This is a genomic window from Pseudomonas sp. PME37.24/025 (genome assembly GCF_055556615.1).
This window is the reverse complement of record NZ_JBVHNK010000018.1, coordinates 18,164-43,348: the sequence shown is the minus strand read 5'-3', so window position 1 is coordinate 43,348 and position 25,185 is coordinate 18,164. Positions and strand designations below refer to the sequence as shown.

Sequence of the window (25,185 nt, the reverse complement as noted above, 5' to 3'; positions counted from 1 at the left end):
AGCCCAGCGGGAGCAAGCTCTCTCGCCACAGGGATTTTTTCTGCTGAGGATTGAGTCAGTCCTTGTCGGCCGCCACCCGCCACACCCGCGCAATATCACGGGCGCGCTCGCGCAACAAACGCGGTGCTTCGGCGCAGGCCTGCTCCAATGTCATCGGGCCGCTGGCCAAGGCAAAGGCCGCATCGATGCCATGCTCGTACAGCGCCTGATACCCCTCGCCCAAGGTGCCGGCGATGACGATAACCGGCACGCCGTGTTGCCGCGCAATGCGCGCAACGCCAAACGGAGTTTTGCCGCGCAACGTCTGGGCATCGAAACGACCTTCGCCCGTGATCACCAGATCGGCGCCTTTGACCGCCTCAGCCAGCCCCACCAATTCGGCGACCACTTCCACCCCGGCCTGAAATTGCGCGCCGAGAAACGCCTTGGCGGCAAACCCCAAGCCGCCCGCCGCGCCGCTGCCCGGTTCGTCGCGCACGTCTTTGTCCAGCGCTTGCGCGCAGAGTTCGGCAAAGTGACCGAGGGCCTGATCCAGTTGCTCGACCTGCTCGGGCGACGCACCTTTCTGCGGGCCGAAAATCGCTGAGGCACCATGAGGGCCGCACAGCGGGTTATTGACGTCGGCGGCGATGTCGAAGCGCACCTTGGCCAGACGCGGATCGATCTCGCTCAAATCGAGGCGGGCCAGTTGCGCCAAGGCGAGACCGCCCGGGATCAGGGTTTGGTCTTGGGCGTCCAGCAGCTTAACGCCCAAAGCTTGCATCGCTCCGGCGCCGCCGTCGTTGGTGGCGCTGCCGCCAATCGCCAGGATCACCCGTTGTGCGCCGGCATCCAGCGCGGCGCGGATCAATTCACCGGTGCCGTAGGTGCTGCTGGTGCAGGCATCGCGCAGGTTCGGCGGAACCCGTTGCAGGCCACTGGCCTCGGCCATTTCGATGATCGCGGTGTGACTGTGTGGCAACCAGCCCCACGCGGCATCGACCGTGGCGCCCAACGGCCCGCGAACATGGGTGCGGCGCAGTTCGCCGTCGCACGCGGCAAGAATCGACTCGACCGTGCCTTCCCCACCGTCAGCCATCGGGCACTTGAGCAATTGTGCATCCGGCCAGACTTCGGCCAGTCCGAGCGCGATGGCATCAGCCACGCCTTGGGCGCTGAGGCTGTCCTTGAACGAGTCGGGGGCGATGACGATTTTCATGCGAATTCTCCAGTTCCAATGCGTCCATGCTGCCAGCCGCCATGAACAATAACGCCGGTCCGCTGCACAAGCGGCCAAGAGGATTATTGTTCATTTTCACAAAACCCGGCGGGAGCGGCGCCGTTCACAACTCTGTGCACCACCACAAATCACTGTGGGAGCGGCGGTGCGGCGATCCGACTTGCCCGCGATGGCGGTGTGTCAGTCACCCTGCATGTTGGATGTGATGGCCTCTTCGCGGGCAAGTCGGATCGCCGCACCGCCGCTCCCACAAGGAATTGTGTGATTCATGGGGTGGTGTCTGCCTGGGGGAGCAGCTGGACGCCGAGGTAGAGCGCGAGCATTCCGTCCAGTTTTAGCGGGTCGACGCCGCTGAGTTCGGCGATTCGTTCCATGCGGTAACGCAAACTGTTGCGATGGATACCCAAGGCATCGGCGCAGGCCTGGCTCTGACCGTCGTGTTCGCACCAACTGCGCAGGGTCGCCAGCAGCTGGCCGTTGCCATCCTTGGCGATGACTTTGTGCAGCGGGCGCAGCAGTTCATCCAGCGCATCGTCGTTGCGGTGCCGCCAGAGCATCACCGGCAGCCGATAGCGGTTCAGCGTCAGCAAGCGCGAATGAGGCAACACATCACGCCCGTAGGCCAGCAAATCACCGACCCGACGATAGCAGCGGCGCAATCCCGACAATCCATCGGCCTGCCCGCCCACGGCGATGCGCAAAATATTCCAGCCGAGGCCATCGAGCTTCTCCAGCAACCGCTCGTTCTCGATCGCCGGCGTCGCCGGTCGGCACCACAGCAACGAAGACTTGGCCGAGCTCACGCACCAACTGTCCGGATAACGCGACATCAACCAGGCGCTGAGCGCTTCGACGGTCTGGCCCGGGCCGTGTTCCATGCCCAACTCGAACAGGTACGGCACCCGCGTCAATTGCGGTTTGAGCCCCAGTTGCTGCGCTTCGTCCAGCAACCGCGGCGAATCCCCCGCCTCGCTGAGCAGCAGCGCCAGCAGATCATCGCAACGCTGGCGCCGCCATTGCTGCTCGGCCTGCTGATTGCGCTGGCCCACCAGCATCTCGGCGGTCATGCGCACCAGCTCGGCGTAGGTGCGCAATTGCTCAGGCTCGCCGGTGATGCCCAGCACACCAATCAAACGCTGATCGAGCAACAGCGGCAGGTTGATGCCCGGTTGCACGCCTTTGAGGTGAATCGCGGTTTGCGCGTCGATCTCCACCACGCGCCCGTTGGCCAACACCAATTGCGCGCCTTCGTGACGGGTGTTGATGCGTTCCGGTTCGCCGCTGCCGAGAATCAACCCCTGACTGTCCATGACATTGACGTTGTACGGCAGGATGGCCATCGCCCGGTCGACGATGTCCTGGGCCAGGTCGTGATCGAGTTCGAACATAGCGCGGTTCCTTGAAAACGTGATGGAACGGGTTGTTCACCCGCACAGGCCTTGGTCGTAAACCCTGTGCTCAGGCACAAAGACAACCACCCAAGGGGTGGCCGAGACTCATCGGGCGATCAACGTTACCCGTGCATCGCAAAAAATCATAATAAAGAGAGAGCCCGCCATGTCACAGAGCGCCGCAGCTACCCTGGCCACCGCTGACGACAAAAACGCCGTCTACAAACGCATTACCCTGCGTTTGATCCCCTTCATTTTCATCTGCTACCTGTTCAACTACCTCGACCGGGTGAACGTCGGGTTTGCCAAACTGCAGATGCTCGACGCACTGAAATTCAGCGAAACCGTGTACGGCCTCGGTGCCGGGATTTTCTTTATCGGCTACGTACTCTGCGGCGTACCGAGCAACCTGGCCCTGAGCAAATTCGGCCCGCGACGCTGGATCGCGCTGATGATGATCACTTGGGGCACGCTGTCGACTTGCCTGCTGTTCGTCACCACACCGACGGAGTTCTACACCCTGCGCCTGTTTACCGGTGCGGCCGAAGCCGGGTTCTTCCCGGGCGTGGTGCTTTATCTCTCGCAGTGGTTCCCGACGTTCCGTCGTGGCCGCATCATGGCGCTGTTCATGTCGGCGATCCCGGTGTCCGGCTTGCTCGGCAGTCCGTTTTCTGGCTGGATTCTCAATCACTTCGGCGCGGCCCAAGCCGGTTTGGCCGGCTGGCAGTGGATGTTCCTGCTGCAAGGTATTCCGACCGTTATCCTCGGCGCCCTCGCCTACTTCCTGCTCAGCGACAGTTACGCCAACGCCAAATGGCTGACCCCTTACGAGCGTTCGGTGCTTGAGGCCGATCACGCTGAAGACTTGGCCAGCAAACCGAAAACCGCTACTGATTCGCTGCTGGCGGTGTTCAAGAACCCGGCGATCTGGGCCTTCGGCCTGATTTATTTCTGCATCCAGAGCGGTGTCTACGCGATCAACTTTTGGCTGCCGTCGATCATCAAGAACCTCGGTTTCAGCGATAACCTGGTGATTGGTTGGCTCAGTGCGATTCCGTACCTGCTGGCGGCGGTGTTCATGTTGATGGTCGGCCGCTCGGCGGACCTGCGCAAAGAGCGCCGCTGGCACTTGGTGGTGCCGATGCTGATGGGCGCGGTGGGTCTGTTGATCGCGGTGAACTTCGCCGCCAACCCGGCCATCGCCATTCTTGGGCTGACCATCGCAACCATGGGCGCCCTCACCGGCCTGCCGATGTTCTGGCCTGTGCCGACCGCAATGCTGAGTGCAGGCGCTGCGGCGGGTGGTTTGGCGTTGATCAACTCCATGGGGCAGATGGCGGGTTTTCTTAGTCCGTATCTGGTGGGTTGGGTCAAGGACAGCACCGGGTCGACCGATGCGGCGCTGTATCTGCTGGCGGGTGTGATTGTTTGTGGGAGTTTGTTGGCGTTGCGCATGACGCGGACGTTGCGGGCTTAAGGTTCAGCGAAAATGAGAAACGGCCCTTTCGAGCCGTTTCTCATTTCACGGACGCACAATTGCTTTTGTGGCGAGGGAGCTTGCTCCCGCTGGGTTGCGCAGCGACCCCAAAATCATTCAACCCGGTTGCATCAGATAAACCGCATTCGCTGGTTTTACGACTGCTGCGCAGCCGAGCGGGAGCAAGCTCCCTCGCCACAGGCAAGCTCCGAACCACAGATCTGCGCTAACCCTGCGGATCGAGATTATCCAGCACTCGATTGACCGCCAGCTCACCGTTCATCACGACCTGTTGAATCCCGAGCATCGTACTGCGATAGGGTTCGCCCACCAATGTGGCGAAATCACTGAGCATCACGCTCGCCGACGCCATGGATTCGCAGGCGTGGGCCAGCAGGCTTTCCGAATCGACGCCAGGTGCGACGATAAACATTTTGCTGGGTTTGCGGGCAGGTTCTTTGGGTGGCTTGAGGTAATGATCGAGGGCGCGGTCTGCGGCTTCGTTAAGTTTTTTTGAATCGAGGGATTCGTAGGGGGATGTCGGATCTGATTCCGGTGGATTGGGTGTTGGTTTGAACATAGATGAAGCTCCAGGTAAGACATTAAGGAGCCATCACCCTCGCTACCAAGCGAAGGGTGGCGGCCATACGCAGGTTGGTAGACCGGTTACCTGGTGCAAAACCCGGCGCATCCGAGGACGCCCTACGCATGACCGCCATAAAACAGAAGACGAAAAAAATCTCTGCATTACGTTGCGTTATGCGACAGGTAACCGGGCTACCAAACCCGATCGCTGTTATTCAGCGACACGGAAACGATACAACCCGGGCACAAGGCGCACTAGCCGGCGGATTCTGGCGTAGTCGTAGGCTACGGCGCAAGGATGTGTAGCCTCTGAGAGCATCCATCGACGCCATTTAAACATTGCCGTTTATTGCCACTTATCCAGTGTGGGATCGGACCTGTGGCGAGGGGGCTTGCCCCCGTTGGGTCGCGAAGCGGCCCCGGCATTTCAAAGGTAAACCGCATGTAACGAGTTTACGACTGCTTCGCAACCGAACGGGGGCAAGCCCCCTCGCCACAACAGCCGCCTTGCCACAGACCTGCTCCCACAGAGGGTATTGAGCTGATAATTCCGATTGCTCCCAGTCACGGTTCTGGTATTTGATTAGGGCTTTCTGACCGGTAAAAGGATTTCGTCATGAGCTATCGCACGCTGGGTCATTCGGGTTTACAGGTGTCGACCCTCACATTGGGCACCATGATGTTCGGCGAACAGACCAGCACCGAAGATTCCCTGCGAATCATCGACAAGGCTTGGGATCAGGGCATCAATTTCATCGACACCGCGGACGTGTACACCAACGGCCGCTCCGAAGAGATCGTCGGCGAAGCGATCGCCGGCAACCGCCACGAATGGGTGCTGGCGACCAAAGTCGGTTTCGGCCCGGTGGACGGTGTGCCGAACCGCAGCGGCCTGAGCCGCAAGCACCTGTTCAACGGCATCGACGCCAGCCTGACGCGGTTGGGCACCGATTATCTGGACATCTATTACCTGCACCGCGAAGACCATGACACGCCGCTGGAGGTCACGGTGTCGGCCATTGGCGATTTGATCCGCCAGGGCAAGGTTCGCTACTGGGGCCTGTCGAACTATCGTGGCTGGCGTATCGCTGAAGTGATTCGTGTGGCCGACAAACTCGGTGTCGATAGACCGGTCATCAGCCAGCCGCTGTACAACATCGTCAACCGTCAGGCGGAAACCGAGCAGATCACCGCCGCGCAAAACTATGGCCTCGGTGTTGTGCCGTACAGTCCGCTGGCGCGTGGTGTGCTCAGCGGCAAGTACGCGCCCGACGTGACACCGGACGCCAACAGTCGCGCGGGCCGTCAGGACAAACGCATTCTGGAAACCGAATGGCGGGTTGAGTCGCTGCGCATTGCCCAACAGATCCAGGAATACACTCAGGGCCGTGGCGTGGGCATCGTCGAGTTCGCGATTGCCTGGGTGCTGAACAACGGCGCTGTGACTTCGGCCATCGTAGGGCCTCGGACTGAGCAACAGTGGGATGCGTACACCAAGGCGCAGGCGGTGAAGATCACGACTGAAGACGAGGCATTTATTGATTCGCTGGTGACACCAGGGCATGCATCGACACCGGGGTTCAATGACGTGAGCCATTTTGTGTCGGGGCGTAAACCGCGTACGGCTTGAGATTTTTCGCGAGCAGGCTCGCTCCCGTCGATCACAAGATCTATTGGCGATCACGGTCTACTGTGGGAGCGGGCTTGCCCGCGATAGCGGTTTCACATTCAGCATTGATGTTGGCTGGCAGACCGCTTTCGCGGGCAAGCCCGCTCCCACAGGATTATGTGTCGAGTGCAATATTGTGTACGACATCGCCCCCACAATGGGTCGGCGTTGATCGACCGGACAATATTCGGCTGTAAAACCACGTATCCTCTGCGCCCGCTTCACGCTCAATCAATGTCACGCGAGGGCAGTTTGCATAAAGGTATCGCTCTATCAGTCACTGCCTCGGTGCTGTTTGCCGTCATGTATTACTACACATCGTTGCTCACTCCCCTGAGCGGCGTCGAAATTTTCGGCTGGCGAATGCTGCTGACCGTGCCCTGCATGACCATATTCATGGTGGTTTCCGGCGAATGGAAACGCGTTGCCGAAATTTTTCGGCGCATTGCTGGCCATCCGAAATTGATGGCTGGCCTGATCGCCTCTTCGGCCTTGCTAGGTGTGCAGCTCTGGCTGTTCATGTGGGCGCCGCTCAACGGCTATAGTCTGGATGTATCGCTTGGGTATTTCCTGTTGCCGTTGACCATGGTGCTGACCGGGCGGATCGCCTATGGCGAGCGCCTCTCCTATTTGCAAAAAATTGCCGTGATGTTTGCCTGCCTCGGCGTGATCAATGAGGTGTATCAGGTCGGTGGTTTTTCCTGGGCAACCTTGCTGGTTTGCATCGGCTATCCAATGTATTTCATCCTGCGCAAGCGTCTGGCCGCAGACAACCTTGGCGGTTTATGGCTGGACATGGCGTTAACGCTGCCAGTGGCATTCTGGTTCGTGCAGGGCGGTGAACAAGGTTTTGGCGTCTTCGACCAGTATCCGTGGCTGTCGCTGCTGATTCCGCTGCTGGGCGTGATCAGCGCTTCGGCGCTGGTGGTCTACATCATTGCCAGCCGTTTGCTGCCGTTCAGCCTGTTCGGGTTGTTGAGTTACGTCGAGCCGGTGCTGTTGCTTGGCGTCGCGTTGCTGTTGGGGGAAAGCATCAAGCCCGGCGAATGGCTGACCTACATTCCGATCTGGCTGGCGGTGGTGGTGTTGGTGTTTGAAGGGTTCAAGCACCTGGTCCGGCAACGACGCCGGCCGATGTAATTGTAGGAGCGAGGTTTGCCCGCGAAGCTTTTAGCGTCTTCAAGGTCCCCTTCGCGGGCAAGCCTCGCTCCTACAAGGATTTTGCATCAATCAATAAAAAGCCCGCCCGGCAGTGATGCCGGGCGGGCTTTTTTCATCGTGTCATGGATTAGTCAGTGGACAGCACACCCCGACGAACCTGATCACGTTCGATGGATTCGAACAGCGCCTTGAAGTTGCCTTCGCCGAAACCATCGTCACCTTTACGCTGGATGAATTCGAAGAACACCGGGCCCATCAGGGTTTCCGAGAAGATCTGCAGCAGCAGACGCTTGTCGCCCGACTCGGACGAACCGTCCAGCAAAATGCCCCGCGCTTGCAATTCGTTGACCGGCTCACCGTGGTTCGGTAAACGGCCTTCGAGCATTTCGTAGTAGGTGTCTGGCGGCGGCGTCATGAAGCGCATGCCGATGCTTTTCAAGTGATCCCAGGTCTTGATCAGGTCATCGGACAGGAAGGCCACGTGCTGGATGCCCTCGCCGTTGAACTGCATCAGGAACTCTTCGATCTGCCCGGCGCCCTTGGACGACTCTTCGTTCAGCGGGATACGGATCATGCCGTCCGGCGCGGTCATGGCCTTGGAAGTCAGGCCGGTGTATTCGCCTTTGATGTCGAAGTAACGGATTTCGCGGAAGTTGAACAGCTTCTCGTAGAAGTTGGCCCAGTAAGCCATGCGACCGCGATACACGTTGTGGGTCAGGTGATCGATGATCTTCAGGCCGGCCCCGACCGGGTAGCGGTCCACGCCTTCGATGAATACGAAATCGATGTCGTAGATCGAACTGCCTTCGCCGAAACGGTCGATCAGGTACAGCGGCGCGCCGCCGATGCCTTTGATCGCCGGCAGGTGCAGTTCCATCGGACCGGTTTCGATGTGGATCGGTTGGGCGCCGAGTTCCAGGGCACGCTTGTAGGCCTTTTGCGAATCCTTGACGCGAAACGCCATGCCGCATACCGACGGACCGTGCTCGGCCGCGAAGTACGACGCCACGCTGTTGGGTTCGTTGTTGAGGATCAGGTTGATCGCGCCCTGGCGATACAGGTGCACGTCTTTGGAACGGTGGGTCGCAACCTTGCTGAAGCCCATGATCTCGAAGATCGGCTCCAGGGTGTTAGGGGTCGGCGATGCGAATTCGATGAACTCAAAGCCCATCAGGCCCATTGGGTTTTCGTATAAATCTGCCATTTTGGCGCCTCATCATTTCTTATCAATTAACGGATCGTTAGTTGCTAGCAATGCTGAGACCGGCGGGTGGCGCACAGGAGATGCCCCGCACGCTGCGGGCGAGGAAGTCACCGTAGATCAATTGAAACCCAAATATCTTCATTGTCGACCCAAGGCTATTACGGGCGAGGCTTCTGCTGCCAGAAGACGATTATTCTTATATGCGTAACCGGATTCTACACAGCGTAAATCAGTTGTCCATCCTTCTTATAAAATCCCCCTTTTCGCAGCCTGTGCAAGCGGTTTGTTGCACAGAAAAATCCCCGCCAGGATCAGCCCGCCGCCCAGACACATCACCAGGGTCAATTGCTCGCCCAGCAACAACGCGCCAAACAGAACGGCAGTCAGCGGGTTCAAGGCGATGAACACACCCGAACGCGTCGCACCGATTTTGCGGATACCGTCGTAATAACCAATATAGGCCAATGCCGACCCCAGCACGCCCAGGTACATCAGGCTCAACCATTGTTGCGTGCCGAGTTCGGCCAGCGCCGCGACACTCAGCTCACCGCGCACGGCACTGGTCATCCAGAGCATCAGCGTGCCCAATAGAATCGAGTAAGTCACTGTCTGCACCGGCCCCAGCGTCTGATTCAGGCCTTTGGAGAACAGCGAATAAATACCCCAGCCGAGCACGCAGCCGAAGATCAACAGATCGCCGATCCAGGCATCAGTACCGCCGGCCAGCAATTGCGGATTGCGGCTGACGATCACCAGGCTGGCGCCGGCAATGCAGATCGCAATACCCGCCACTTTCGCTCCGCTCAGCCGCTCCTTGAACAACAGCCACGACGCCACGCCGATCACGGCCGGGTTCAGTGCCACGATCAATGACGCCCGCGAGGCGTTGATGTAATGCAGCCCGTAAAAGAAGCACAGGTTGTAGAAGAAGATCCCGAAAAAACCCAGTAGCGTCAGTTGCATCCATTGCCGAGGGCTGGGACGCACCAAAGGCACGCGCGCCAGCAACAGAAACAGCAGCAACGCCACGCTCGCCAGCAAGAACCGCAGGCTCGCGGCCAATAGCGGACTGAGGCTGTCGGCCAGAAATCGCCCGGCAACGAACGTTCCGCCCCAAATCATGGTGACCGCAGCCAGTTTCAGATAGACCGGTACATCCGAGGAATTCGCCAAGGTCTGTTCACACGTAGTCATAAGTCTCCACCATCAGAAATCGGGCACATGGCGTATCATTCGACTAATATCCGATCATCGTAAAATGAGTAAATACTCATGACTCTGACTCAACTCGAGATTTTCTCGCTGGTGGCCGAACTGCGCGGCTTCACGGCGGCGGCCCATCGTTTGGAGATTTCCCAGTCCGCGGTGTCCCACGCGCTCAAGTCCCTGGAACAGGAATTGGGCGTTGAACTGCTGCGCCGGCATCAGTCCCAGGTCGAGCTGAGTGATATCGGCCAGCAGCTATTGCTGCGCGCTCGGGCGATGCTCGGGCTGGCCAACACGTTGCGCCAGGAAGCGGCCGATGCTCGCGGAATGAAACGCGGCACCCTGCGCATTGGCTCGTTCGGTCCGACTTCATCGATCAAACTGCTGCCGAGAATCCTGCAGCATTACCGCGCCGCACACCCAGGCATCGAGGTTCATATCGACGAAGGGCCGGATCGCCAGGTTATCCAGTGGCTGGAAGAACGGCGTATCGATATCGGCTTCGTGGTGTTGCCCCAGGAGCGCTTCGACACTTTTATGCTGATCGAAGACCAGATGGTCGCACTGCTGCCAGCCGGCCATGCGCTGGCCGGTCACGACAGTTTGAGTTTGAGCGATTTGTGCCACGACCCTTTTGTGCTGACCGAAGCCGGGTCTTCGGAACTGGTGTCGCGCTTATTCAATGCAGCGCGATTGACGCCGAACATTCGCTATCGCTGCTCGCAGTTGCTCAGCACGCTGGACACCATCGGTCGTGGCGATGCCCTGACCGTTGTTGCCGAAGGCTCTTTACCTGACGACAACGACAGCCGCTACGTGAAAAAACCCCTGTCGCCACCCATCAGCCGCCAAGTCGGGCTGGCGGTGCTCGATCAGCGTCAGTCATCACCTGCGACGCTGGCCTTTATCAAACTGGCTTCGAGCCTGAATGATCATTGAACGACATAAGTGCTGTCCGCCAACTATCATGGCTGAACTCTTCTGGGAGGCGTGTCGCCGTGCCAGCCTTTGAGAGCCCTCTTTTATCGCGATGGATTTGCGAATGCCACTGAACGTCAAAAGCCGCCGCAAGCGTGGCACCCGGATCGCTGTGACTGTTTTGAGCGGATTGCTTCCGGTACTGCTGGGCGTCGTCATTCTCTATCTGCAGGCTGAACGTACCCTCAAGCAAAGCACTGAACTGACTGGCGAAGAAGCCATTCGCCAGTTCGAATTGATGCTCGACAACACCGCGCAAGCGGCGCAAGAGCTATTGCCGCTGGCCGGCCAAAACTGCAACGACGTCAAACTGGCCCTGCGTGAACAAGTCACCCGCCGGCCGTTCGTGCGCTCGACCAACCTTGTGTGGGACAACAACCTCTATTGCAGTTCGTTGTTCGGTGAATATCAGGAAAAGATCATTCCCGGCGACTACACCCAAGGCCAGCTATGGCTTATGAGCGGCAATCCGGTCACGCCCAATACTGCGTTGTTGGTGTATCGGCTTAGCGAAGGAAACCGGGGCGCATTGTCCACCCTGGACGGTTATCACTTGAGTAACGTGCTGCGCCTGATTGGTCGCCAAACATTATTGTTGCTGCAAGTCGGCCCCCACTGGTTGTCCGCCGATGGCAAAGTCCACGACAACGCCCTGCCCATCTTGCCGGTGGCGCAAAACACCCTGACGTCTGCGCGATATGCCTTCACGGTAGCTGCCGGCTTCCCCGAAGGAGAGACTTGGCGTTACATGCGCAGTGAGTACCCGCCGCTGTTCAGTCTGCTGATGTTCTTCGGTGTGGTGTCAGGCTCGATCGGCCACGTCCTGCAGAAGCGCTCGACGTCGCCCAGCCGTGAAATGCAACGTGCGCTGGAGGCCGCAGAGTTCATCCCTTACTTTCAGCCCGTGGTACATGGCGACAATAAGCAGTGGTCCGGCGCCGAGGTCTTGATGCGCTGGCAACATCCCAAGGAAGGCTTGGTGCGCCCTGATCTGTTCATCCCGTTTGCCGAACATTCCGGGCTGATCGTGCCGATGACTCGCTCCTTGATGCGACAGACCGCCGCATGGCTGGCGCCCTTGTCGGCATCGTTCGACGGGCCGTTTCACATTGGCATCAACATCACCGCCAGTCACTGCCGGGATCTGGAACTGGTCGAGGACTGCCGCGAATTTCTCAGCACTTTCGCCCCGGGCAGCGTCAACCTGGTACTGGAACTGACCGAACGCGAACTCATCGAGCCGACAGCCATCACCCTGCAATTGTTCGAACAGCTTCACGGGTTGGGCGTAATGATTGCGATCGATGACTTCGGCACTGGCCACTCAAGCCTGGGTTATTTACGTCAGTTCAATGTGGATTTCCTGAAGATCGATCAGAGCTTTGTCGCCATGATCGGTGTCGACGCCCTCTCCCGGCACATTCTGGACAGCATCATTGAGCTCTCGGCCAAACTCGATCTGGGTATCGTCGCCGAAGGCGTGGAAACGGCGGAACAAAGTGACTATCTGACAGCCCACGGCGTGAACTTTCTGCAAGGTTATCTGTTTGGTCGGCCGATGCCCGGCGCAGAATTCATTAAAGCATTAAGTGGTCATTAACTAACCACTTTTAAGCATCGAAGCCACGAAGATGCGCACCAAATTGAATCAAGAGACTACTCTTGTTACATGAAGAAAAAGTCAGGATTTACTCTTGGCCAATTAACTACTACAATTTTTCACACCTGAGCAGAACTGGCAGGTGCGCCATTATCACCGAGTCGCTTCAAGGCTCTTGGCTTATAGCTTTGTTTGCGGTTGGTATCAGCCAAACACACTATTGGAGTAAAGATATTGTCCAGACTCGCTGAATTCCGTGCAGCTGAAAAGGCCCTTCAAGAACAGCTCAAGCAGTTGGAATCGCTGAAGAACGATGCCGGGCTCAAGAAAGAAATCGAATTCGAAGAAAAGCTCCAGGGGCTGATGAAAACCTACGGCAAGAGCTTGCGCGACATCATCGCCATCCTCGATCCTAACCCGGCAAAATCCGGCCTGCAGCAGGCCGCAGCGCCTAAAACCCGCCGCGCTCGCGTGGTCAAGGTCTATCAGAACCCGCACACCGGTGAACTGATTGAAACCAAGGGCGGCAACCACCGCGGCCTGAAAGCCTGGAAGGAACAATACGGTGCCGCCACCGTTGATTCCTGGCTGCGAGGCTAAGCACTCACGGTCATGAAAAAGCCCTGCCAATGCAGGGCTTTTTCATGGGTGGCGTCTAAATGTAACGATAGTCGTCGATCAACTCGTTACATATCGCTCAACTTTATGCTTAATCCCTTTGGCTATCTAAAAAATTCAGAACACGCTGAAATCTACTGATGCGCAAACCTCAAACTAAAGTTTCAAGCTGTTTCGAGCAGCCGCTATGTCGTCCTGACTTGCCTTATAAACCTCTGCCTGCCCCGCATAGGAAAGAACATAGGCCTTATCGGCGTCTACCGCAGCGACCAATGTTTGAGACAGCACATGTCGACCATTCTGCGTAATCGTGCAGGTAGTTTCCAGCGCCGATAGCCGGCTCAACGTAGTCTCGTGAATTTTGGTGCAGACGCTCTGATACCCCCCCTGAAAAAAGTCCTTCTGCACTGACTTGCGCATTTCCAGCAATACACCCTGAAGGTTCACCTGGTGACCGTTTTCGACCTGAGTCATGGTCAACTCCATCACCATCACCGGCGTACCATCCTGATCGTTTTTTACCGCGCGCTGCCGGGAAACCTGCGGTTTGGCGTCATCTTGCGGAACAGCCTCGACGGTCCATCCGTTTGGCCAGATCATGACCGGAGACTCTGCATAAGCAGGGGTAACTCCTGAAAGCAGATACATCAGGACGAACATCGATTGACAGAATCGGATCATTGCAGCGAACACTCACGAATTGAGCCGTAAAGTCTGAGCCTCGCCTGGCTGTCAGGCAAGCCTGCGGTTTTGGTTTGGCGATGCCGGAGCCCTTGCGTATCATTGTGAGTATTCTTAGCCCCATACATTTGCCGGAGGGCCCATGAGCCTGCATGAACTCAATACATTTCCCGGCGTGACCGCCCAGCCCGACACCGCCACCCAGAAGTTCGTCTTCAACCACACCATGTTGCGAGTCAAGGACATCACCCAGTCGCTGGATTTCTACACCCGCGTCCTGGGTTTTTCGCTGGTGGAAAAACGCGACTTCCCGGAAGCCGAGTTCAGCCTGTATTTCCTGGCGCTGGTCGATAAAAACCAGATCCCGGCCGATGCCGCGGCTCGCACCGAGTGGATGAAATCGATCCCCGGCATTCTCGAGCTGACTCACAACCACGGCACCGAGAACGACACGAATTTCGCCTATCACAATGGCAACACTGACCCACGCGGCTTCGGCCATATCTGCATTTCGGTACCGGACATTCGTGCGGCATGCGAACGCTTTGAAGCGCTGGGCTGCGATTTCCAGAAACGCCTGAACGACGGTCGCATGAAGAGCCTGGCCTTCATCAAGGACCCGGATGGTTACTGGGTCGAGATCATTCAGCCAGCACCGATGTAAGCCCCACCGCATATCCCCTGTGGGAGCGGGAATGTATGAGACACAAAAAACCCCATGATCACTCATGGGGTTTTGTGTTTTCAGCGTCGGCGTTTATGCAGGCACCGAGGTGCGGATCAGGTGATCGAATGCGCTCAGGGAAGCCTTGGCGCCCTCGCCCACCGCTATCACGATCTGCTTGTACGGCACGGTGGTCACGTCACCGGCCGCGAACACACCGGGCATCGACGTTTCACCACGGGCATCGACGATGATCTCACCTCGTGGCGACAGCTCGATGGTGCCTTTGAGCCAATCGGTGTTAGGCAATAGACCGATCTGCACGAAGATCCCTTCCAGCTCGACAGTGCGCAGCTCGTCCGACTGACGATCCTTGTAGCGCAAGCCGTTGACCTTTTGGCCATCGCCGGTCACTTCAGTGGTTTGCGCACTGGTGATCACGGTGACGTTCGGCAGGCTGTGCAGCTTGCGCTGCAACACTGCATCGGCGCGCAGCTGTACGTCGAATTCCAGCAGCGTCACGTGAGACACGATACCGGCCAGGTCGATGGCCGCTTCGACGCCGGAGTTACCGCCACCAATCACCGCCACACGCTTGCCTTTGAACAGCGGACCATCACAGTGCGGGCAGTACGCCACGCCCTTGTTGCGATATTGCTGCTCACCCGGAACGTTCATTTCACGCCACCGGGCGCCGGTCGCCAAAATCACGGTCTTGGCTTTCAAGGAGGCGCCGCTGGCGAAATGGATTTCATGCAGCTCGCCATTTTTGCCCGGCACCAGCTTGTCGGCGCGTTGCAGGTTCATGATGTCCACGTCGTACTGCTTGACGTGTTCTTCCAGCGCCACGGCCAGTTTCGGCCCTTCGGTTTCCTGCACCGAGATGAAGTTCTCGATGGCCATGGTGTCGAGCACCTGACCACCAAAACGCTCAGCCGCCACACCGGTGCGAATGCCTTTACGAGCAGCGTAGATCGCCGCCGAAGCACCGGCCGGGCCACCGCCAACGACCAGTACATCAAAGGCTTCTTTGGCGCTGATTTTCTCGGCCTGGCGCTCGATGCCACTGGTGTCGATCTTGGCGAGAATCTCCTCCAGACCCATGCGGCCCTGGCCGAAGTTCACACCGTTCAGGTAGAGGCTTGGGACGGCCATGATCTGGCGCTCGTCGACTTCAGCCTGAAACAGCGCGCCGTCGATGGCGACGTGACGGATGTTCGGGTTCAGCACCGCCATCAGGTTCAACGCCTGGACCACGTCCGGGCAGTTCTGGCAGGACAGCGAGAAGTAAGTCTCGAAGTTGAACTCGCCTTTGAGCGAGCGGATCTGTTCGATCACTTCGATACTGGCCTTCGAAGGGTGGCCACCGACTTGCAGCAGGGCCAGCACCAGCGAAGTGAATTCGTGGCCCATCGGGATACCGGCGAAACGCAGGTTGATATCGGCCCCTGGGCGATTGATCGAGAACGATGGTTTGCGCGCATCGTCACCGTTGTCGAGCAACGTAATCTGGGTGGAAAGACTGGCAACGTCTTTGAGTAATGCGAGCATTTCCTGGGATTTCGCACCGTCGTCGAGGGAGGCAACGATCTCGATCGGCTGGGTGACCCGTTCCAGGTACGATTTCAACTGGGCTTTAAGATTGGCGTCCAACATACGGGCGATTTCCATGTATTTGATAAAAAGAAGTCGAAAAAAAACGCCCGAGCGAATCTCGCCCGGGCGTTTTTTAAGGGCGGTGCAGCTTACTTAGGAGGTGCGGAGTGCCGCCCTGATGAAGCGCGTCACAGACTTAGATCTTGCCGACCAGGTCCAGGGACGGAGCCAGAGTGGCCTCGCCTTCTTTCCACTTGGCTGGGCAAACCTGGCCTGGGTGAGCAGCAACGTACTGAGCAGCCTTGATTTTGCGCAGCAGCTCGGAAGCGTCACGACCTACACCGCCGTCGTTGAGTTCAACGATTTTGATCTGGCCTTCAGGGTTGATCACGAAGGTGCCACGGTCAGCCAGACCAGCTTCTTCGATCAGTACGTCGAAGTTGCGGGAGATAGCGTGAGTCGGGTCGCCGATCATGGTGTACTGGATTTTGCCGATGGCTGGCGAAGTGTTGTGCCAGGCAGCGTGGGCAAAGTGGGTATCGGTGGAAACGCTGTAGATCTCGACGCCCAGTTTCTGGAACGCGTCGTAGTTGTCAGCCAGGTCTTCCAGTTCGGTCGGGCAAACGAAGGTGAAGTCGGCTGGGTAAAAGAACACGACAGACCACTTGCCTTTCAGGTCAGCGTCCGACACTTGTACGAAGTCGCCATTTTTGTAGGCGGTAGCTTTGAACGGTTTAACTTGGCTGTTGATGATAGGCATCGATGACTCTCCGTCAGGGGTTAAGAAGTTGATGAAGTGAATCCTACCCACCCGATCGCCGGTTGGCTCATTGGCAAACCTGATGCTGCTGATTGGTTTTCGCTATTAGCCGACAGTATTAATAGAAGAAAACGTGATTTACGGTGCCAATGGCTTTTCAGCGATTCGGGTCATCCCGAGAAACGGGCTGGCTTCAACATAGCGCATGGCGGACTTCATATCCTTCCAGCCCACATAATTCATCAACGACTTCAAGTCCCAACCGCTTTGATGAGCCCAAGTGGCAAAGCCACGCCGCAAGGAGTGACTGGTGTAGTGCTCAGCCGGAATACCGGCGCGCTCCAGTGCCTGGCGTAACAACGGGATCACACTATTGGCGTGCAAGCCCTCCTCGCTCAAATGGCCCCAGCGGTCGATACCCCGGAACACCGGCCCGCGGACCAACGCCGCTTCAGTGATCCATTGGATATAGGCCTGCACCGGACACAAGCGCTGCAAGGCTGGCGTCTGGTATGTCTGGCCGAGGTTCTCGCGGTCGCTCTTGCTGCGAGGCAGGTAGAGGGTGATGCCGGTGCCGGCGCTGGCCCGCACATGTTCAATCTGCACGCGGCACAATTCATCGCTACGAAAACCACGCCAGAAGCCCAGCAGGATCAACGCCGTGTCGCGTCGGGCCCGCAGTAGTCCCGGTTGATCGCCCTGCGCCTTGGCGGTTTTCGCTTCTTGCTCCAGCGAGGCAACCACTTGTTCAAGATGCTGAAGCTGCAACGGTTCGGCCTGTTTTTCCTGTGCCGGGTGCAGCGCACGAATGCCCTTGAACACTTTGCGCACCACAGGCGCCTTGGTGGGATCGGCGAACCCCTGACTGTTGTGCCACTGCGCCAACGCAGACAAGCGCAACTTCAGGGTATTGATCGACAGCACGCCCGCATGAGCCACGAGATAGCGCGCCACGCTATCGCCGGTCGCCGGCAGGAACCCGCCCCAACTGACTTCGAAATGCTCGATGGCCGCGCGATAGCTGCGACGGGTGTTGTCGCGCGTGGCGGCTTGCAGGTAGCGATCCAGTTCGGTCATGGGCTCAGTTCTCGAAAACGTACCGCTCTGGCGGGTGAAACCCGGATTACAGCGCATCACACGGGGTAATACCAGTATATCCCGCATGAAAAATTGCAAGATTTTAACTTTGTTATTGTCGTGGTACATTGCGCATATTAGTGGTACGTACCACAGTATCAAATCGTAGGAGAACACATGGCACGTGGCGGCGTAAACAAGGCACTGGTGCAGGCGGCACGCTCGGCAATCCTCGCCCGAGGCGAACATCCGAGCATCGATGCGGTGCGGATAGAGATGGGCAATACCGGTTCAAAAACCACAATCCATCGCTATATGAAGGAGCTCGATGACGGCACCGAACCCGCGCAAGCACCTTCCGAGCCTATCGACGATGAGCTGGCGAACCTGGTGTCGCGGCTGGCGCAACGCCTGAAGGAACAGGCGCAAGAACCCATCGACCAGGCACGCGCACAGTTCGAGCAACAACGAAAAGAACTGGAAACGCAGCTGCACGAGGCTGGCGAGGCCAATACCGAATTGCAGCAGCAATACGAAATTCAAAGCTTGGCGCTGACCCAGGAATCAGCAGAACTGCATGACATCCGCTCCATGCTGCAAAGCGAGCAAACCCGCAACGCCGGGCTGAACCAGGCGTTGGCAGATTTCGAATTACGCTTGCAGGACAAGGACGAGCAGATCCGCTCACTGGAAGAAAAGCACCTGCACGCCCGCGAGGCACTGGAACACTACCGCAATGCCGTCAAAGACCAGCGCGAACAGGAGCAGCGCCGCCACGAAGGTCAGGTGCAGCAGATTCAGATGGAATTACGCCAGGCGCAGCAAAGCGCACTGGTTCGCCAGGATGAAATCACCCAGTTGCATCGCGACAACGAGCGCTTACTGACGGAAAACCGCGGAACGCTGCGCGAGCTGAGCCTGTCGCAAGAGCAACTCAAGCACACCAACAGCCGACAGGATCAGCTGCTGGAACAGGTCAACCGCATCGACAGCGAACGCACCCTCCTCCAGGAACGCTTGCGCATTGCCTTGCTGGAAAGCCAGTCACTCAAACAGAACATCGATGAGCAATCGCACATCAATAAAGCGCTGGAAGTTGAACTGATCAAGTTGCAGGCAAGCCTGGATGAAAGCGCGCGCCTGGCCGCTGTCGTTGCGACAGGGCCAGACGCATCAGCCTCGCGCAAGGACGATTAACCCGCGACTGGCGTACGCATGGTGACGAACTCTTCGGCGGCCGTTGGATGCACGCCGATGGTTTCATCGAAGTCACGCTTGGTCGCGCCCGCCTTCAGAGCAATTGCCAACCCCTGAACAATCTCGCCAGCCTCCGGGCCGACCATGTGGCAGCCCAGGACCTTGTCAGTCTTGCCGTCCACCACCAGCTTCATCAAGGTGCGCTCCTGGCATTCGGTCAGGGTCAGCTTCATCGGCCGGAAACGGCTTTCGAAGATCACCACATCGTACCCGGCCTCTCGCGCCTCTTCCTCGGTCAGGCCGACAGTGCCGATGTTCGGCAAGCTGAACACGGCGGTCGGGATCATCTTGTAATCCACCGGGCGATATTGCTCGGGCTTGAACAAACGCCGCGCCACGGCCATGCCTTCGGCCAGCGCGACCGGCGTGAGCTGCACCCGACCGATTACATCGCCAAGGGCCAGGATCGATGGTTCTGCGGTTTGATATTGCTCATCAACCTCGACAAAACCTTTCTTATCGAGTTTGACGCCGGTGTTTTCCAGCCCCAGGTTGTCGAGCATCGGACGCCGGCCAGTGGCGTAGAACACGCAGTCCGCCTCCAGTACGCGACCATCCTTGAGCGTGGTTTTCAGGCTGCCATCGGCTTGCTTGTCGATGCGCTCGATGTCGGCATTGAATTGCAGGTCCATGCCGCGCTTGGTCAGCTCTTCCTGCAAATGTTTGCGCACCGCACCGTCGAAGCCGCGCAGGAACAGATCACCGCGGTACAGCAGCGTGGTCGCGGCACCCAGCCCGTGGAAAATCCCGGCAAACTCCACCGCAATGTAACCACCACCGACCACCAGAACGCGCTTGGGCAGCTCTTTAAGGAAGAACGCCTGATTGGAACTAATTGCGTGCTCGTGCCCCGGAATCTCCGGGATCTGCGGCCAGCCACCGGTAGCAATCAGGATGTTCTTGGCGGTATAGCGTTTGCCATCGAACTCGACGGTATGCGGATCGACGATTTTCGCGTGGCCTTCATGCAAGGTCACGCCGCTGTTGACCAGCAGATTGCGATAGATGCCGTTCAGGCGATTGATCTCGCGATCCTTGTTGGCGATCAGCGTCGCCCAGTCGAACTTCGCCTCACCCGGGGTCCAGCCAAAACCTTGCGACTGCTCGAAGTCTTCGGCGAAGTGCGCCCCGTAGACCAGCAATTTTTTCGGCACGCAGCCGACGTTCACACACGTACCGCCCAGATAGCGGCTCTCGGCCACGGCGACTTTCGCGCCGAAACCGGCCGCAAACCGTGCAGCCCGTACACCGCCAGAACCGGCACCAATCACATATAGGTCAAAATCGTAGGCCATTTCTATCTCCTCGGCAGGCGACCAGCATACCTGCGGGTGGCCTTTGGGCAAGCGTTGACAACTATGTGGGGCCGGAAAATGAAAAAGCCACCCGAAGGTGGCTTTTCAGTACAAGCAGCTCAGGCGCTATCAGTAAGCCTTGCCAGTCTTGTAGAAGTTCTCGAAGCAGAAGTTGGTCGCGTCGATGTAGCCTTCGGCGCCACCGCAGTCGAAACGCTTGCCCTTGAACTTGTAGGCCATGACGCAGCCGTTTTGCGCCTGTTTCATCAAGGCGTCGGTGATCTGGATTTCGCCGCCCTTGCCTGGCTCGGTCTGTTCGATCAGGTCGAAGATGTCCGGGGTCAGGATGTAACGACCGATGATCGCCAGGTTCGACGGCGCATCTTCAGGTTTTGGTTTTTCAACCATGCTGTGAACGCGGTAGATGTCGTCACGGATCATCTCACCGGAAATCACGCCGTACTTGTGAGTTTCTTGCGGATCGACTTCCTGAATGGCAACGATCGAGCAGCGGAACTGCTTGTACAGCTTGACCATTTGGGTCAGGACGCCGTCGCCTTCAAGGTTGACGCACAAGTCGTCCGCCAGCACTACGGCAAAGGGTTCGTCGCCGATCAGCGGGCGGCCAGTCAGAATCGCGTGGCCCAGGCCTTTCATTTCGGTCTGGCGAGTGTAGGAGAACGAGCACTCGTCGAGCAGCTTGCGGATGCCGACCAGGTATTTCTCTTTGTCGGTGCCCTTGATCTGGTTTTCCAGCTCGTAGCTGATGTCGAAGTGGTCTTCCAGGGCGCGTTTGCCGCGACCGGTGACGATGGAGATTTCGGTCAACCCGGCGTCCAGTGCTTCTTCGACGCCGTACTGGATCAGTGGCTTGTTTACCACCGGCAGCATTTCTTTGGGCATGGCTTTAGTCGCTGGCAGGAAGCGAGTACCGTAACCGGCTGCTGGGAACAAGCATTTCTTGATCATATAAGTCCTTGAAAGGGCTGTGTGTTCGAGTTTTGGCGCAGTCTAATCAGGCGGCGGGCACCTTACAATGCCCTGCACTGGCTAACCGATGCCATCATAGAGAAATAAACCGGCGAATAGTTCAATCGCCATCCGGTTCGACGGATCGAGCGTTCCCACTCTACGCCCATGAGCGCCGTTTGCGTGCATTTGACGTATCATGGCCGCCTTGATCCCGCCAACGAGGCAGTTATATGTCGGCAGCACAAAACGCAAACGGTTATTCGGTCAGCCAGGACGAGGACGGTCAGTGGTGGATAGTCAATTACCACGGCGAACAGGTCGCCGGCCCATTGCCCAGCAAGGCGATGGCGGTGGAAGTGGCTGCGGTGTTCCAGGACGACCGCTCTGCCCCGGCCGCACCCCGTGAAGCAGCGCCAGCTCGGAGCCCCCGCCGCAAGAAATGACCAGGACCGGCCCCGGCAAATGCCGTTCGAGCATTGAACGGGGACTCGGTGATGGGTTTACCTGTACCGAAATGGCCATTCGCTATACCCTCGCGCCAGCCCTTCCCTTCCCGATGACTGATTTCATGAAAACGATACCGGCGCTGTTTGCAGTTCTGGCCTTGGCGGGCTGTGCCTCGGCTGAAAAAACCTACCTGGACAATGGTGAACAGGGGCTGACCATCGATTGCTCCGGCGAGGCCAATTCCTGGGCGACCTGCTACGAAAAAGCCGATGCCTCTTGCGCCGGCACCGGCTATCGGATTGTCGGTACCGACGGCACACCTTCGACCCAGGAAAGCGAAAAGACTTTGGGCGTCGACGTCGGCAACTACAAAAACCGCAGCGTAGTGGTGGTCTGCAAGTAAGGCGCTCTGCCCTACATGTGAATTTCGGCGAATTTGATCCCGAGCCCGCGCACAGTCTCGATCAAATCGTCGAGGCGACTGAAGGACTCGACTTCATCGTTGTCATCCACCAGGAAAAAACTGCGCCCGGCGCTTTTCTTGAAAAACACGATCCACTCCCCCGGGTTCGCCGGGTTCTGAATCACGTGGGTGGCAGAGATATGACCCTCTGCATGGCGCTCCCGCACCTGCTCTCGCTTCATGCTTACTAAACTCCAGAAATGACAATGCCGTCAAAGCGCGACTTTGACGGCATCGATGCTGACTGGGAGTAGTTTATCAGCCGGATATGCACGCGGTGGCAGCATTACGCACATCCCATGGGCGCAAAGGCACATTGGAGATGCGTTCGTGCAGCTTGATGCTGCTGCCGCCAGAGCGGTCTTCAATTTCAAATACCGCTGCCGGCCCCGACGAGAACTTCTGCGGCACGATAACCCGCACGCCATCCTTGTGCGGCTCGACTTGCAGGGCACCACGGCTATCGGCCAGTTTTTCGACCAGGCACTGCGCGTACTCATGGGGTTTTTTGCCTGAAATCACGCTCATAGTGGGCAACGACTCATTGATGTCCGCGACACTCGCACATCCACCCACTGCCAATGCCAACGGCATGACCAGAACACCCCACTTCATACAAAACCTCCGATAAAGACTTTCCGACAGTTCGAATACTGGTTTTCTCCGAGGCTCACTGCTTTTATCGCTCATAGAATTCCGGATAACTGTTTTTAATTGTCAAAGCGCACCCCGACAGCCGGATAATAACCTGTTCGGGCTGATAAACTGCGCCAATCGCCCATGCTATCGTTTTGATTTTGTAGAAAAAGCCCTTCTGGAGGCGCCTCATGAAATTTATCCACCAGCGCGAGCACCTCAACGAAGACGACATCGTCGTCATCCAGTGCTCCCAAATGTGCAACATCCGCTTGATGAACGACGCCAATTTCCGCAGTTTCAAGAATGGCGGCCGTCATACCTACCACGGCGGCGCATTCGACACCTTCCCGGCCCGGATCACTGCGCCGAGCACCGGTTTCTGGAACATCACCATCGACATGGTCACCCGCCGGCCGATCAGCGTGACCCGCAAACCGACCCTGACGCACTCGATCAAGATTATTCGCCGCTCCAGCTCGAAACTGAGCTGAGCCCACACCAAAACAGGCAGGTATGACCGTGGCTCAGAAGACCAAATACGTCATCAAATACAAACTAAACGGCGAGCGCCGCTTCGAATTTGCCCAGCTTGAGAATGGCACCGAAGAAGAAGCCAGGGCTGCACTGGACGTTATTCATGGCCAGACTGAAGATGTCATCAGTGAGATCAGCGTGAGCAAAGCGCTGTAAAGCGATCTGGAGCGACAACATGGACGTCTGCTCCCCTTTCGAATTCGACCGCAAGCGCCGGAGTGTCCACTCCCGCAACGCTCACTAAACTGGCCACCTCGACCTTTTGGTCAAGGAGTCAGAACCCTTGTTTACCGACCCGATTCACAACGACGCCCTCGACTGGGCTCTGCTTGCGCAGCAACTCGATCAGGATGGCTGCGCAGTCATCAGGTCGTTTTTAAGCCCTGAGACCTGCGATGACATAAGCGCCCTGTACGTCCGGTCCGAACCCTTTCGCTCGAAAGTGGTGATGGCTCGCCACGGTTTTGGCCGTGGTGAATACAAATACTTCAAGTACCCGCTGCCGGATCCGGTGGCCCGGTTGCGTAGCGCGCTCTACCCTCGACTGGTTCCGATCGCCAACCGTTGGTACGAATCGATGGACCTGCCGACCCGTTTCCCCGAATCGCACGAAGCGTTTTTGCAACGCTGTCATGCCGCCGGTCAGGAACGCCCGACACCTTTGTTGCTGCAATACGGCCCACAGGATTACAACTGTTTGCATCAGGATCTGTACGGCGAACACGTTTTCCCGCTGCAAGTGGCGATTCTTCTGTCAGAACCGGGGGAAGATTTCACCGGCGGTGAATTTGTGCTGACCGAACAACGTCCACGGATGCAGTCACGCCCACAAGTCATCGGCCTGAAGAAAGGTGACGCGTTGATTTTTGCCGTGAATCAGCGCCCGGTAAAAGGTGTTCGCGGCTATTACCGAGTGACCATGCGTCACGGGGTGAGTCGCCTGCACAGTGGAAAACGGCATACCCTTGGAATCATCTTTCACGATGCGCTATGACCCCATGAGCCCGATCACCTTCGATCTGTTTGCCGACGCCGAACCCGAGCAACAACCCAGGCGCGAGCAAATCGGCGAACAATCCTACGTTCTTAGAGGCTTCGCCCTGCCGTGGTTCGACCGGTTGCTGCCGGCACTGGAGTCGGTACTGGCAGCGGCGCCCTTTCGGCAGATGGTCACGCCTGGCGGCTTTACCATGTCAGTGGCACTGAGCAGTTGCGGCACCTGGGGCTGGACCACCGATCGCAGCGGCTACAAGTACACCCGCAACGATCCACAGACCGGCCTGCCCTGGCCTGAAATGCCCGAGGTGTTTTTCGAGCTGGCGCAAGCGGCGGCGCGAGAGGCAGGTTTTATGGATTTCGTACCGGATTCCTGCCTGATCAACCGCTATATTCCCGGTGCCAGAATGTCGTTGCATCAGGACAAAAACGAAGGGTCCTACGCTGCGCCCATTGTGTCGGTGTCCTTGGGCTTGCCGGCGACGTTCCTGTTCGGTGGCTTCGAACGCAGTGCAAAAAACCAGCGGGTGCCGCTGTTGCATGGCGATATTGTGGTCTGGGGCGGCGTGGACCGTTTGCGTTATCACGGCGTATTGCCGATCAAGGAGGGTTATCACCCTCAGTTGGGCGAACAACGAATCAACTTCACCTTTCGTACCGCAGGATGAAACCGTTGAATTCGACCGCAAGACCCGG

27 protein-coding genes are annotated in these 25,185 nt (G+C 57.9%); 14 read left to right on the top strand and 13 right to left on the bottom strand.

Annotation, left to right across the window (positions count from 1 at the left end; genetic code table 11):
• Positions 1–55 precede the first annotated feature (55 nt).
• Both ACZ3HH_RS26695 and ACZ3HH_RS26690 read right to left on the bottom strand, forming a co-directional pair.
• Positions 56–1,198: a glycerate kinase gene (locus ACZ3HH_RS26695; protein WP_465809168.1), complete on the bottom strand. Its 1,143-nt coding sequence runs from the start codon at positions 1,196–1,198 to the stop codon at positions 56–58.
• A 287-nt stretch (positions 1,199–1,485) separates the two neighbouring features.
• Positions 1,486–2,607, bottom strand: coding sequence for a sugar diacid recognition domain-containing protein (locus ACZ3HH_RS26690; RefSeq protein ID WP_465809166.1), 1,122 nt, complete (start codon positions 2,605–2,607; stop codon positions 1,486–1,488).
• Between the two features lie 169 nt (positions 2,608–2,776).
• Between ACZ3HH_RS26690 and ACZ3HH_RS26685 the strand changes: the two genes are divergently transcribed.
• Positions 2,777–4,087, top strand: coding sequence for an MFS transporter (locus ACZ3HH_RS26685; RefSeq protein ID WP_465809164.1), 1,311 nt, complete (start codon positions 2,777–2,779; stop codon positions 4,085–4,087).
• 226 nt (positions 4,088–4,313) lie between these two features.
• On the opposite strand, the gene ACZ3HH_RS26680 is transcribed toward ACZ3HH_RS26685, so the two are convergent.
• Entirely contained in the window at positions 4,314–4,667 is a 354-nt protein-coding gene (locus ACZ3HH_RS26680) for a DUF6124 family protein (RefSeq protein ID WP_465809161.1), read from the bottom strand.
• A gap of 621 nt (positions 4,668–5,288) precedes the next feature.
• Between ACZ3HH_RS26680 and ACZ3HH_RS26675 the strand changes: the two genes are divergently transcribed.
• Together ACZ3HH_RS26675 and rarD are read left to right on the top strand one after the other, a co-directional pair.
• Positions 5,289–6,302 carry an aldo/keto reductase gene (locus ACZ3HH_RS26675; RefSeq protein WP_465809159.1) on the top strand — a complete coding sequence of 338 codons (1,014 nt, stop codon included), beginning with the start codon at positions 5,289–5,291 and terminating at the stop codon, positions 6,300–6,302.
• A gap of 291 nt (positions 6,303–6,593) precedes the next feature.
• Positions 6,594–7,481, top strand: coding sequence for an EamA family transporter RarD (gene rarD, locus ACZ3HH_RS26670; protein WP_465809157.1), 888 nt, complete (start codon positions 6,594–6,596; stop codon positions 7,479–7,481).
• 148 nt (positions 7,482–7,629) lie between these two features.
• Here rarD and hppD read toward each other — a convergent pair whose 3' ends face one another.
• Together hppD and ACZ3HH_RS26660 are read right to left on the bottom strand one after the other, a co-directional pair.
• Positions 7,630–8,706 (bottom strand): 4-hydroxyphenylpyruvate dioxygenase, encoded by a 1,077-nt coding sequence (gene hppD / locus ACZ3HH_RS26665; protein ID WP_465809155.1) that lies wholly within the window; start codon positions 8,704–8,706, stop codon positions 7,630–7,632.
• Between the two features lie 246 nt (positions 8,707–8,952).
• A complete protein-coding gene (locus ACZ3HH_RS26660; RefSeq protein WP_465809154.1) occupies positions 8,953–9,900 on the bottom strand; it encodes a DMT family transporter in 948 nt (315 codons plus the stop codon).
• 78 nt (positions 9,901–9,978) lie between these two features.
• Between ACZ3HH_RS26660 and ACZ3HH_RS26655 the strand changes: the two genes are divergently transcribed.
• From ACZ3HH_RS26655 to ACZ3HH_RS26645, 3 genes are all read left to right on the top strand, one after another.
• The gene (locus tag ACZ3HH_RS26655; RefSeq protein ID WP_465809152.1) at positions 9,979–10,851 is read left to right on the top strand and encodes a LysR family transcriptional regulator; all 873 of its coding nucleotides are present in this window, start codon (positions 9,979–9,981) and stop codon (positions 10,849–10,851) included.
• Between the two features lie 103 nt (positions 10,852–10,954).
• Positions 10,955–12,490 (top strand): EAL domain-containing protein, encoded by a 1,536-nt coding sequence (locus ACZ3HH_RS26650; RefSeq protein WP_465809150.1) that lies wholly within the window; start codon positions 10,955–10,957, stop codon positions 12,488–12,490.
• Between the two features lie 234 nt (positions 12,491–12,724).
• Positions 12,725–13,090 (top strand): histone-like nucleoid-structuring protein, MvaT/MvaU family, encoded by a 366-nt coding sequence (locus tag ACZ3HH_RS26645; RefSeq protein WP_008075430.1) that lies wholly within the window; start codon positions 12,725–12,727, stop codon positions 13,088–13,090.
• 174 nt (positions 13,091–13,264) lie between these two features.
• On the opposite strand, the gene ACZ3HH_RS26640 is transcribed toward ACZ3HH_RS26645, so the two are convergent.
• Positions 13,265–13,789: a DUF4946 domain-containing protein gene (locus tag ACZ3HH_RS26640; RefSeq protein ID WP_465809261.1), complete on the bottom strand. Its 525-nt coding sequence runs from the start codon at positions 13,787–13,789 to the stop codon at positions 13,265–13,267.
• Positions 13,790–13,931: 142 nt separating this feature from the next.
• Between ACZ3HH_RS26640 and gloA the strand changes: the two genes are divergently transcribed.
• Positions 13,932–14,453 (top strand): lactoylglutathione lyase, encoded by a 522-nt coding sequence (gene gloA, locus ACZ3HH_RS26635; RefSeq protein WP_465809148.1) that lies wholly within the window; start codon positions 13,932–13,934, stop codon positions 14,451–14,453.
• 93 nt (positions 14,454–14,546) lie between these two features.
• Here gloA and ahpF read toward each other — a convergent pair whose 3' ends face one another.
• From ahpF to ACZ3HH_RS26620, 3 genes are all read right to left on the bottom strand, one after another.
• Positions 14,547–16,109, bottom strand: a complete 1,563-nt coding sequence (ahpF, locus tag ACZ3HH_RS26630; RefSeq protein WP_465809146.1) for an alkyl hydroperoxide reductase subunit F — start codon at positions 16,107–16,109, stop codon at positions 14,547–14,549.
• A 136-nt stretch (positions 16,110–16,245) separates the two neighbouring features.
• Positions 16,246–16,809, bottom strand: coding sequence for an alkyl hydroperoxide reductase subunit C (gene ahpC, locus ACZ3HH_RS26625; protein ID WP_008155117.1), 564 nt, complete (start codon positions 16,807–16,809; stop codon positions 16,246–16,248).
• A 138-nt stretch (positions 16,810–16,947) separates the two neighbouring features.
• Positions 16,948–17,886 carry a site-specific integrase gene (locus tag ACZ3HH_RS26620; RefSeq protein WP_465809143.1) on the bottom strand — a complete coding sequence of 313 codons (939 nt, stop codon included), beginning with the start codon at positions 17,884–17,886 and terminating at the stop codon, positions 16,948–16,950.
• A gap of 177 nt (positions 17,887–18,063) precedes the next feature.
• Between ACZ3HH_RS26620 and ACZ3HH_RS26615 the strand changes: the two genes are divergently transcribed.
• Positions 18,064–19,083: a DNA-binding protein gene (locus tag ACZ3HH_RS26615; RefSeq protein WP_465809141.1), complete on the top strand. Its 1,020-nt coding sequence runs from the start codon at positions 18,064–18,066 to the stop codon at positions 19,081–19,083.
• Here ACZ3HH_RS26615 and gorA read toward each other — a convergent pair.
• Positions 19,080–20,438, bottom strand: a complete 1,359-nt coding sequence (gorA, locus tag ACZ3HH_RS26610) for a glutathione-disulfide reductase (RefSeq protein ID WP_465809139.1) — start codon at positions 20,436–20,438, stop codon at positions 19,080–19,082. The genes ACZ3HH_RS26615 and gorA overlap by 4 nt on opposite strands.
• A gap of 129 nt (positions 20,439–20,567) precedes the next feature.
• The gene (gene galU / locus ACZ3HH_RS26605) at positions 20,568–21,407 is read right to left on the bottom strand and encodes a UTP--glucose-1-phosphate uridylyltransferase GalU (protein WP_465809138.1); all 840 of its coding nucleotides are present in this window, start codon (positions 21,405–21,407) and stop codon (positions 20,568–20,570) included.
• Positions 21,408–21,640: 233 nt separating this feature from the next.
• Between galU and ACZ3HH_RS26600 the strand changes: the two genes are divergently transcribed.
• Together ACZ3HH_RS26600 and ACZ3HH_RS26595 are read left to right on the top strand one after the other, a co-directional pair.
• Positions 21,641–21,853, top strand: a complete 213-nt coding sequence (locus ACZ3HH_RS26600; protein ID WP_050683079.1) for a hypothetical protein — start codon at positions 21,641–21,643, stop codon at positions 21,851–21,853.
• 125 nt (positions 21,854–21,978) lie between these two features.
• The gene (locus ACZ3HH_RS26595) at positions 21,979–22,260 is read left to right on the top strand and encodes a hypothetical protein (protein WP_465809135.1); all 282 of its coding nucleotides are present in this window, start codon (positions 21,979–21,981) and stop codon (positions 22,258–22,260) included.
• An 11-nt stretch (positions 22,261–22,271) separates the two neighbouring features.
• On the opposite strand, the gene ACZ3HH_RS26590 is transcribed toward ACZ3HH_RS26595, so the two are convergent.
• The gene (locus tag ACZ3HH_RS26590) at positions 22,272–22,502 is read right to left on the bottom strand and encodes a hypothetical protein (protein ID WP_007935641.1); all 231 of its coding nucleotides are present in this window, start codon (positions 22,500–22,502) and stop codon (positions 22,272–22,274) included.
• Positions 22,503–22,578: 76 nt separating this feature from the next.
• The gene (locus ACZ3HH_RS26585; RefSeq protein ID WP_465809133.1) at positions 22,579–22,935 is read right to left on the bottom strand and encodes a hypothetical protein; all 357 of its coding nucleotides are present in this window, start codon (positions 22,933–22,935) and stop codon (positions 22,579–22,581) included.
• Positions 22,936–23,147: 212 nt separating this feature from the next.
• Between ACZ3HH_RS26585 and ACZ3HH_RS26580 the strand changes: the two genes are divergently transcribed.
• The 4 genes from ACZ3HH_RS26580 (at position 23,148) to alkB (ending at position 25,157) form a co-directional block, all read left to right on the top strand.
• Complete coding sequence (locus tag ACZ3HH_RS26580; protein WP_123358511.1) at positions 23,148–23,450, top strand: DUF1883 domain-containing protein; 303 nt, start codon at positions 23,148–23,150, stop codon at positions 23,448–23,450.
• A 28-nt stretch (positions 23,451–23,478) separates the two neighbouring features.
• Positions 23,479–23,649 (top strand): hypothetical protein, encoded by a 171-nt coding sequence (locus ACZ3HH_RS26575; RefSeq protein ID WP_465809267.1) that lies wholly within the window; start codon positions 23,479–23,481, stop codon positions 23,647–23,649.
• Between the two features lie 127 nt (positions 23,650–23,776).
• Positions 23,777–24,487, top strand: a complete 711-nt coding sequence (locus ACZ3HH_RS26570; RefSeq protein ID WP_465809130.1) for a 2OG-Fe(II) oxygenase — start codon at positions 23,777–23,779, stop codon at positions 24,485–24,487.
• The gene (gene alkB / locus ACZ3HH_RS26565; protein ID WP_465809128.1) at positions 24,477–25,157 is read left to right on the top strand and encodes a DNA oxidative demethylase AlkB; all 681 of its coding nucleotides are present in this window, start codon (positions 24,477–24,479) and stop codon (positions 25,155–25,157) included. Before ACZ3HH_RS26570 ends, alkB begins: the two co-directional genes overlap by 11 nt.
• Positions 25,158–25,185 lie beyond the last annotated feature (28 nt).

Excerpts from the sequence above, each read along its gene's own strand:
- gloA (WP_465809148.1), top strand. The coding sequence starts at position 13,932 with ATGAGCCTGCATGAACTCAATACATTTCCCGGCGTGACCGCCCAGCCC.
- ACZ3HH_RS26685 (WP_465809164.1), top strand. The coding sequence starts at position 2,777 with ATGTCACAGAGCGCCGCAGCTACCCTGGCCACCGCTGACGACAAAAAC.
- ACZ3HH_RS26650 (WP_465809150.1), top strand. The coding sequence starts at position 10,955 with ATGCCACTGAACGTCAAAAGCCGCCGCAAGCGTGGCACCCGGATCGCT.
- ACZ3HH_RS26695 (WP_465809168.1), bottom strand. The coding sequence starts at position 1,198 with ATGAAAATCGTCATCGCCCCCGACTCGTTCAAGGACAGCCTCAGCGCC.
- ACZ3HH_RS26660 (WP_465809154.1), bottom strand. The coding sequence starts at position 9,900 with ATGACTACGTGTGAACAGACCTTGGCGAATTCCTCGGATGTACCGGTC.
- ACZ3HH_RS26680 (WP_465809161.1), bottom strand. The coding sequence starts at position 4,667 with ATGTTCAAACCAACACCCAATCCACCGGAATCAGATCCGACATCCCCC.
- ahpF (WP_465809146.1), bottom strand. The coding sequence starts at position 16,109 with ATGTTGGACGCCAATCTTAAAGCCCAGTTGAAATCGTACCTGGAACGG.
- ACZ3HH_RS26655 (WP_465809152.1), top strand. The coding sequence starts at position 9,979 with ATGACTCTGACTCAACTCGAGATTTTCTCGCTGGTGGCCGAACTGCGC.
- gorA (WP_465809139.1), bottom strand. The coding sequence starts at position 20,438 with ATGGCCTACGATTTTGACCTATATGTGATTGGTGCCGGTTCTGGCGGT.
- ACZ3HH_RS26615 (WP_465809141.1), top strand. The coding sequence starts at position 18,064 with ATGGCACGTGGCGGCGTAAACAAGGCACTGGTGCAGGCGGCACGCTCG.
- ACZ3HH_RS26675 (WP_465809159.1), top strand. The coding sequence starts at position 5,289 with ATGAGCTATCGCACGCTGGGTCATTCGGGTTTACAGGTGTCGACCCTC.
- ACZ3HH_RS26590 (WP_007935641.1), bottom strand. The coding sequence starts at position 22,502 with ATGAAGCGAGAGCAGGTGCGGGAGCGCCATGCAGAGGGTCATATCTCT.
- ACZ3HH_RS26580 (WP_123358511.1), top strand. The coding sequence starts at position 23,148 with ATGAAATTTATCCACCAGCGCGAGCACCTCAACGAAGACGACATCGTC.
- ACZ3HH_RS26585 (WP_465809133.1), bottom strand. The coding sequence starts at position 22,935 with ATGAAGTGGGGTGTTCTGGTCATGCCGTTGGCATTGGCAGTGGGTGGA.
- ACZ3HH_RS26640 (WP_465809261.1), bottom strand. The coding sequence starts at position 13,789 with ATGATCCGATTCTGTCAATCGATGTTCGTCCTGATGTATCTGCTTTCA.
- ACZ3HH_RS26690 (WP_465809166.1), bottom strand. The coding sequence starts at position 2,607 with ATGTTCGAACTCGATCACGACCTGGCCCAGGACATCGTCGACCGGGCG.
- ahpC (WP_008155117.1), bottom strand. The coding sequence starts at position 16,809 with ATGCCTATCATCAACAGCCAAGTTAAACCGTTCAAAGCTACCGCCTAC.
- ACZ3HH_RS26595 (WP_465809135.1), top strand. The coding sequence starts at position 21,979 with ATGAAAACGATACCGGCGCTGTTTGCAGTTCTGGCCTTGGCGGGCTGT.
- ACZ3HH_RS26600 (WP_050683079.1), top strand. The coding sequence starts at position 21,641 with ATGTCGGCAGCACAAAACGCAAACGGTTATTCGGTCAGCCAGGACGAG.
- hppD (WP_465809155.1), bottom strand. The coding sequence starts at position 8,706 with ATGGCAGATTTATACGAAAACCCAATGGGCCTGATGGGCTTTGAGTTC.
- galU (WP_465809138.1), bottom strand. The coding sequence starts at position 21,407 with ATGATCAAGAAATGCTTGTTCCCAGCAGCCGGTTACGGTACTCGCTTC.
- ACZ3HH_RS26620 (WP_465809143.1), bottom strand. The coding sequence starts at position 17,886 with ATGACCGAACTGGATCGCTACCTGCAAGCCGCCACGCGCGACAACACC.
- alkB (WP_465809128.1), top strand. The coding sequence starts at position 24,477 with ATGCGCTATGACCCCATGAGCCCGATCACCTTCGATCTGTTTGCCGAC.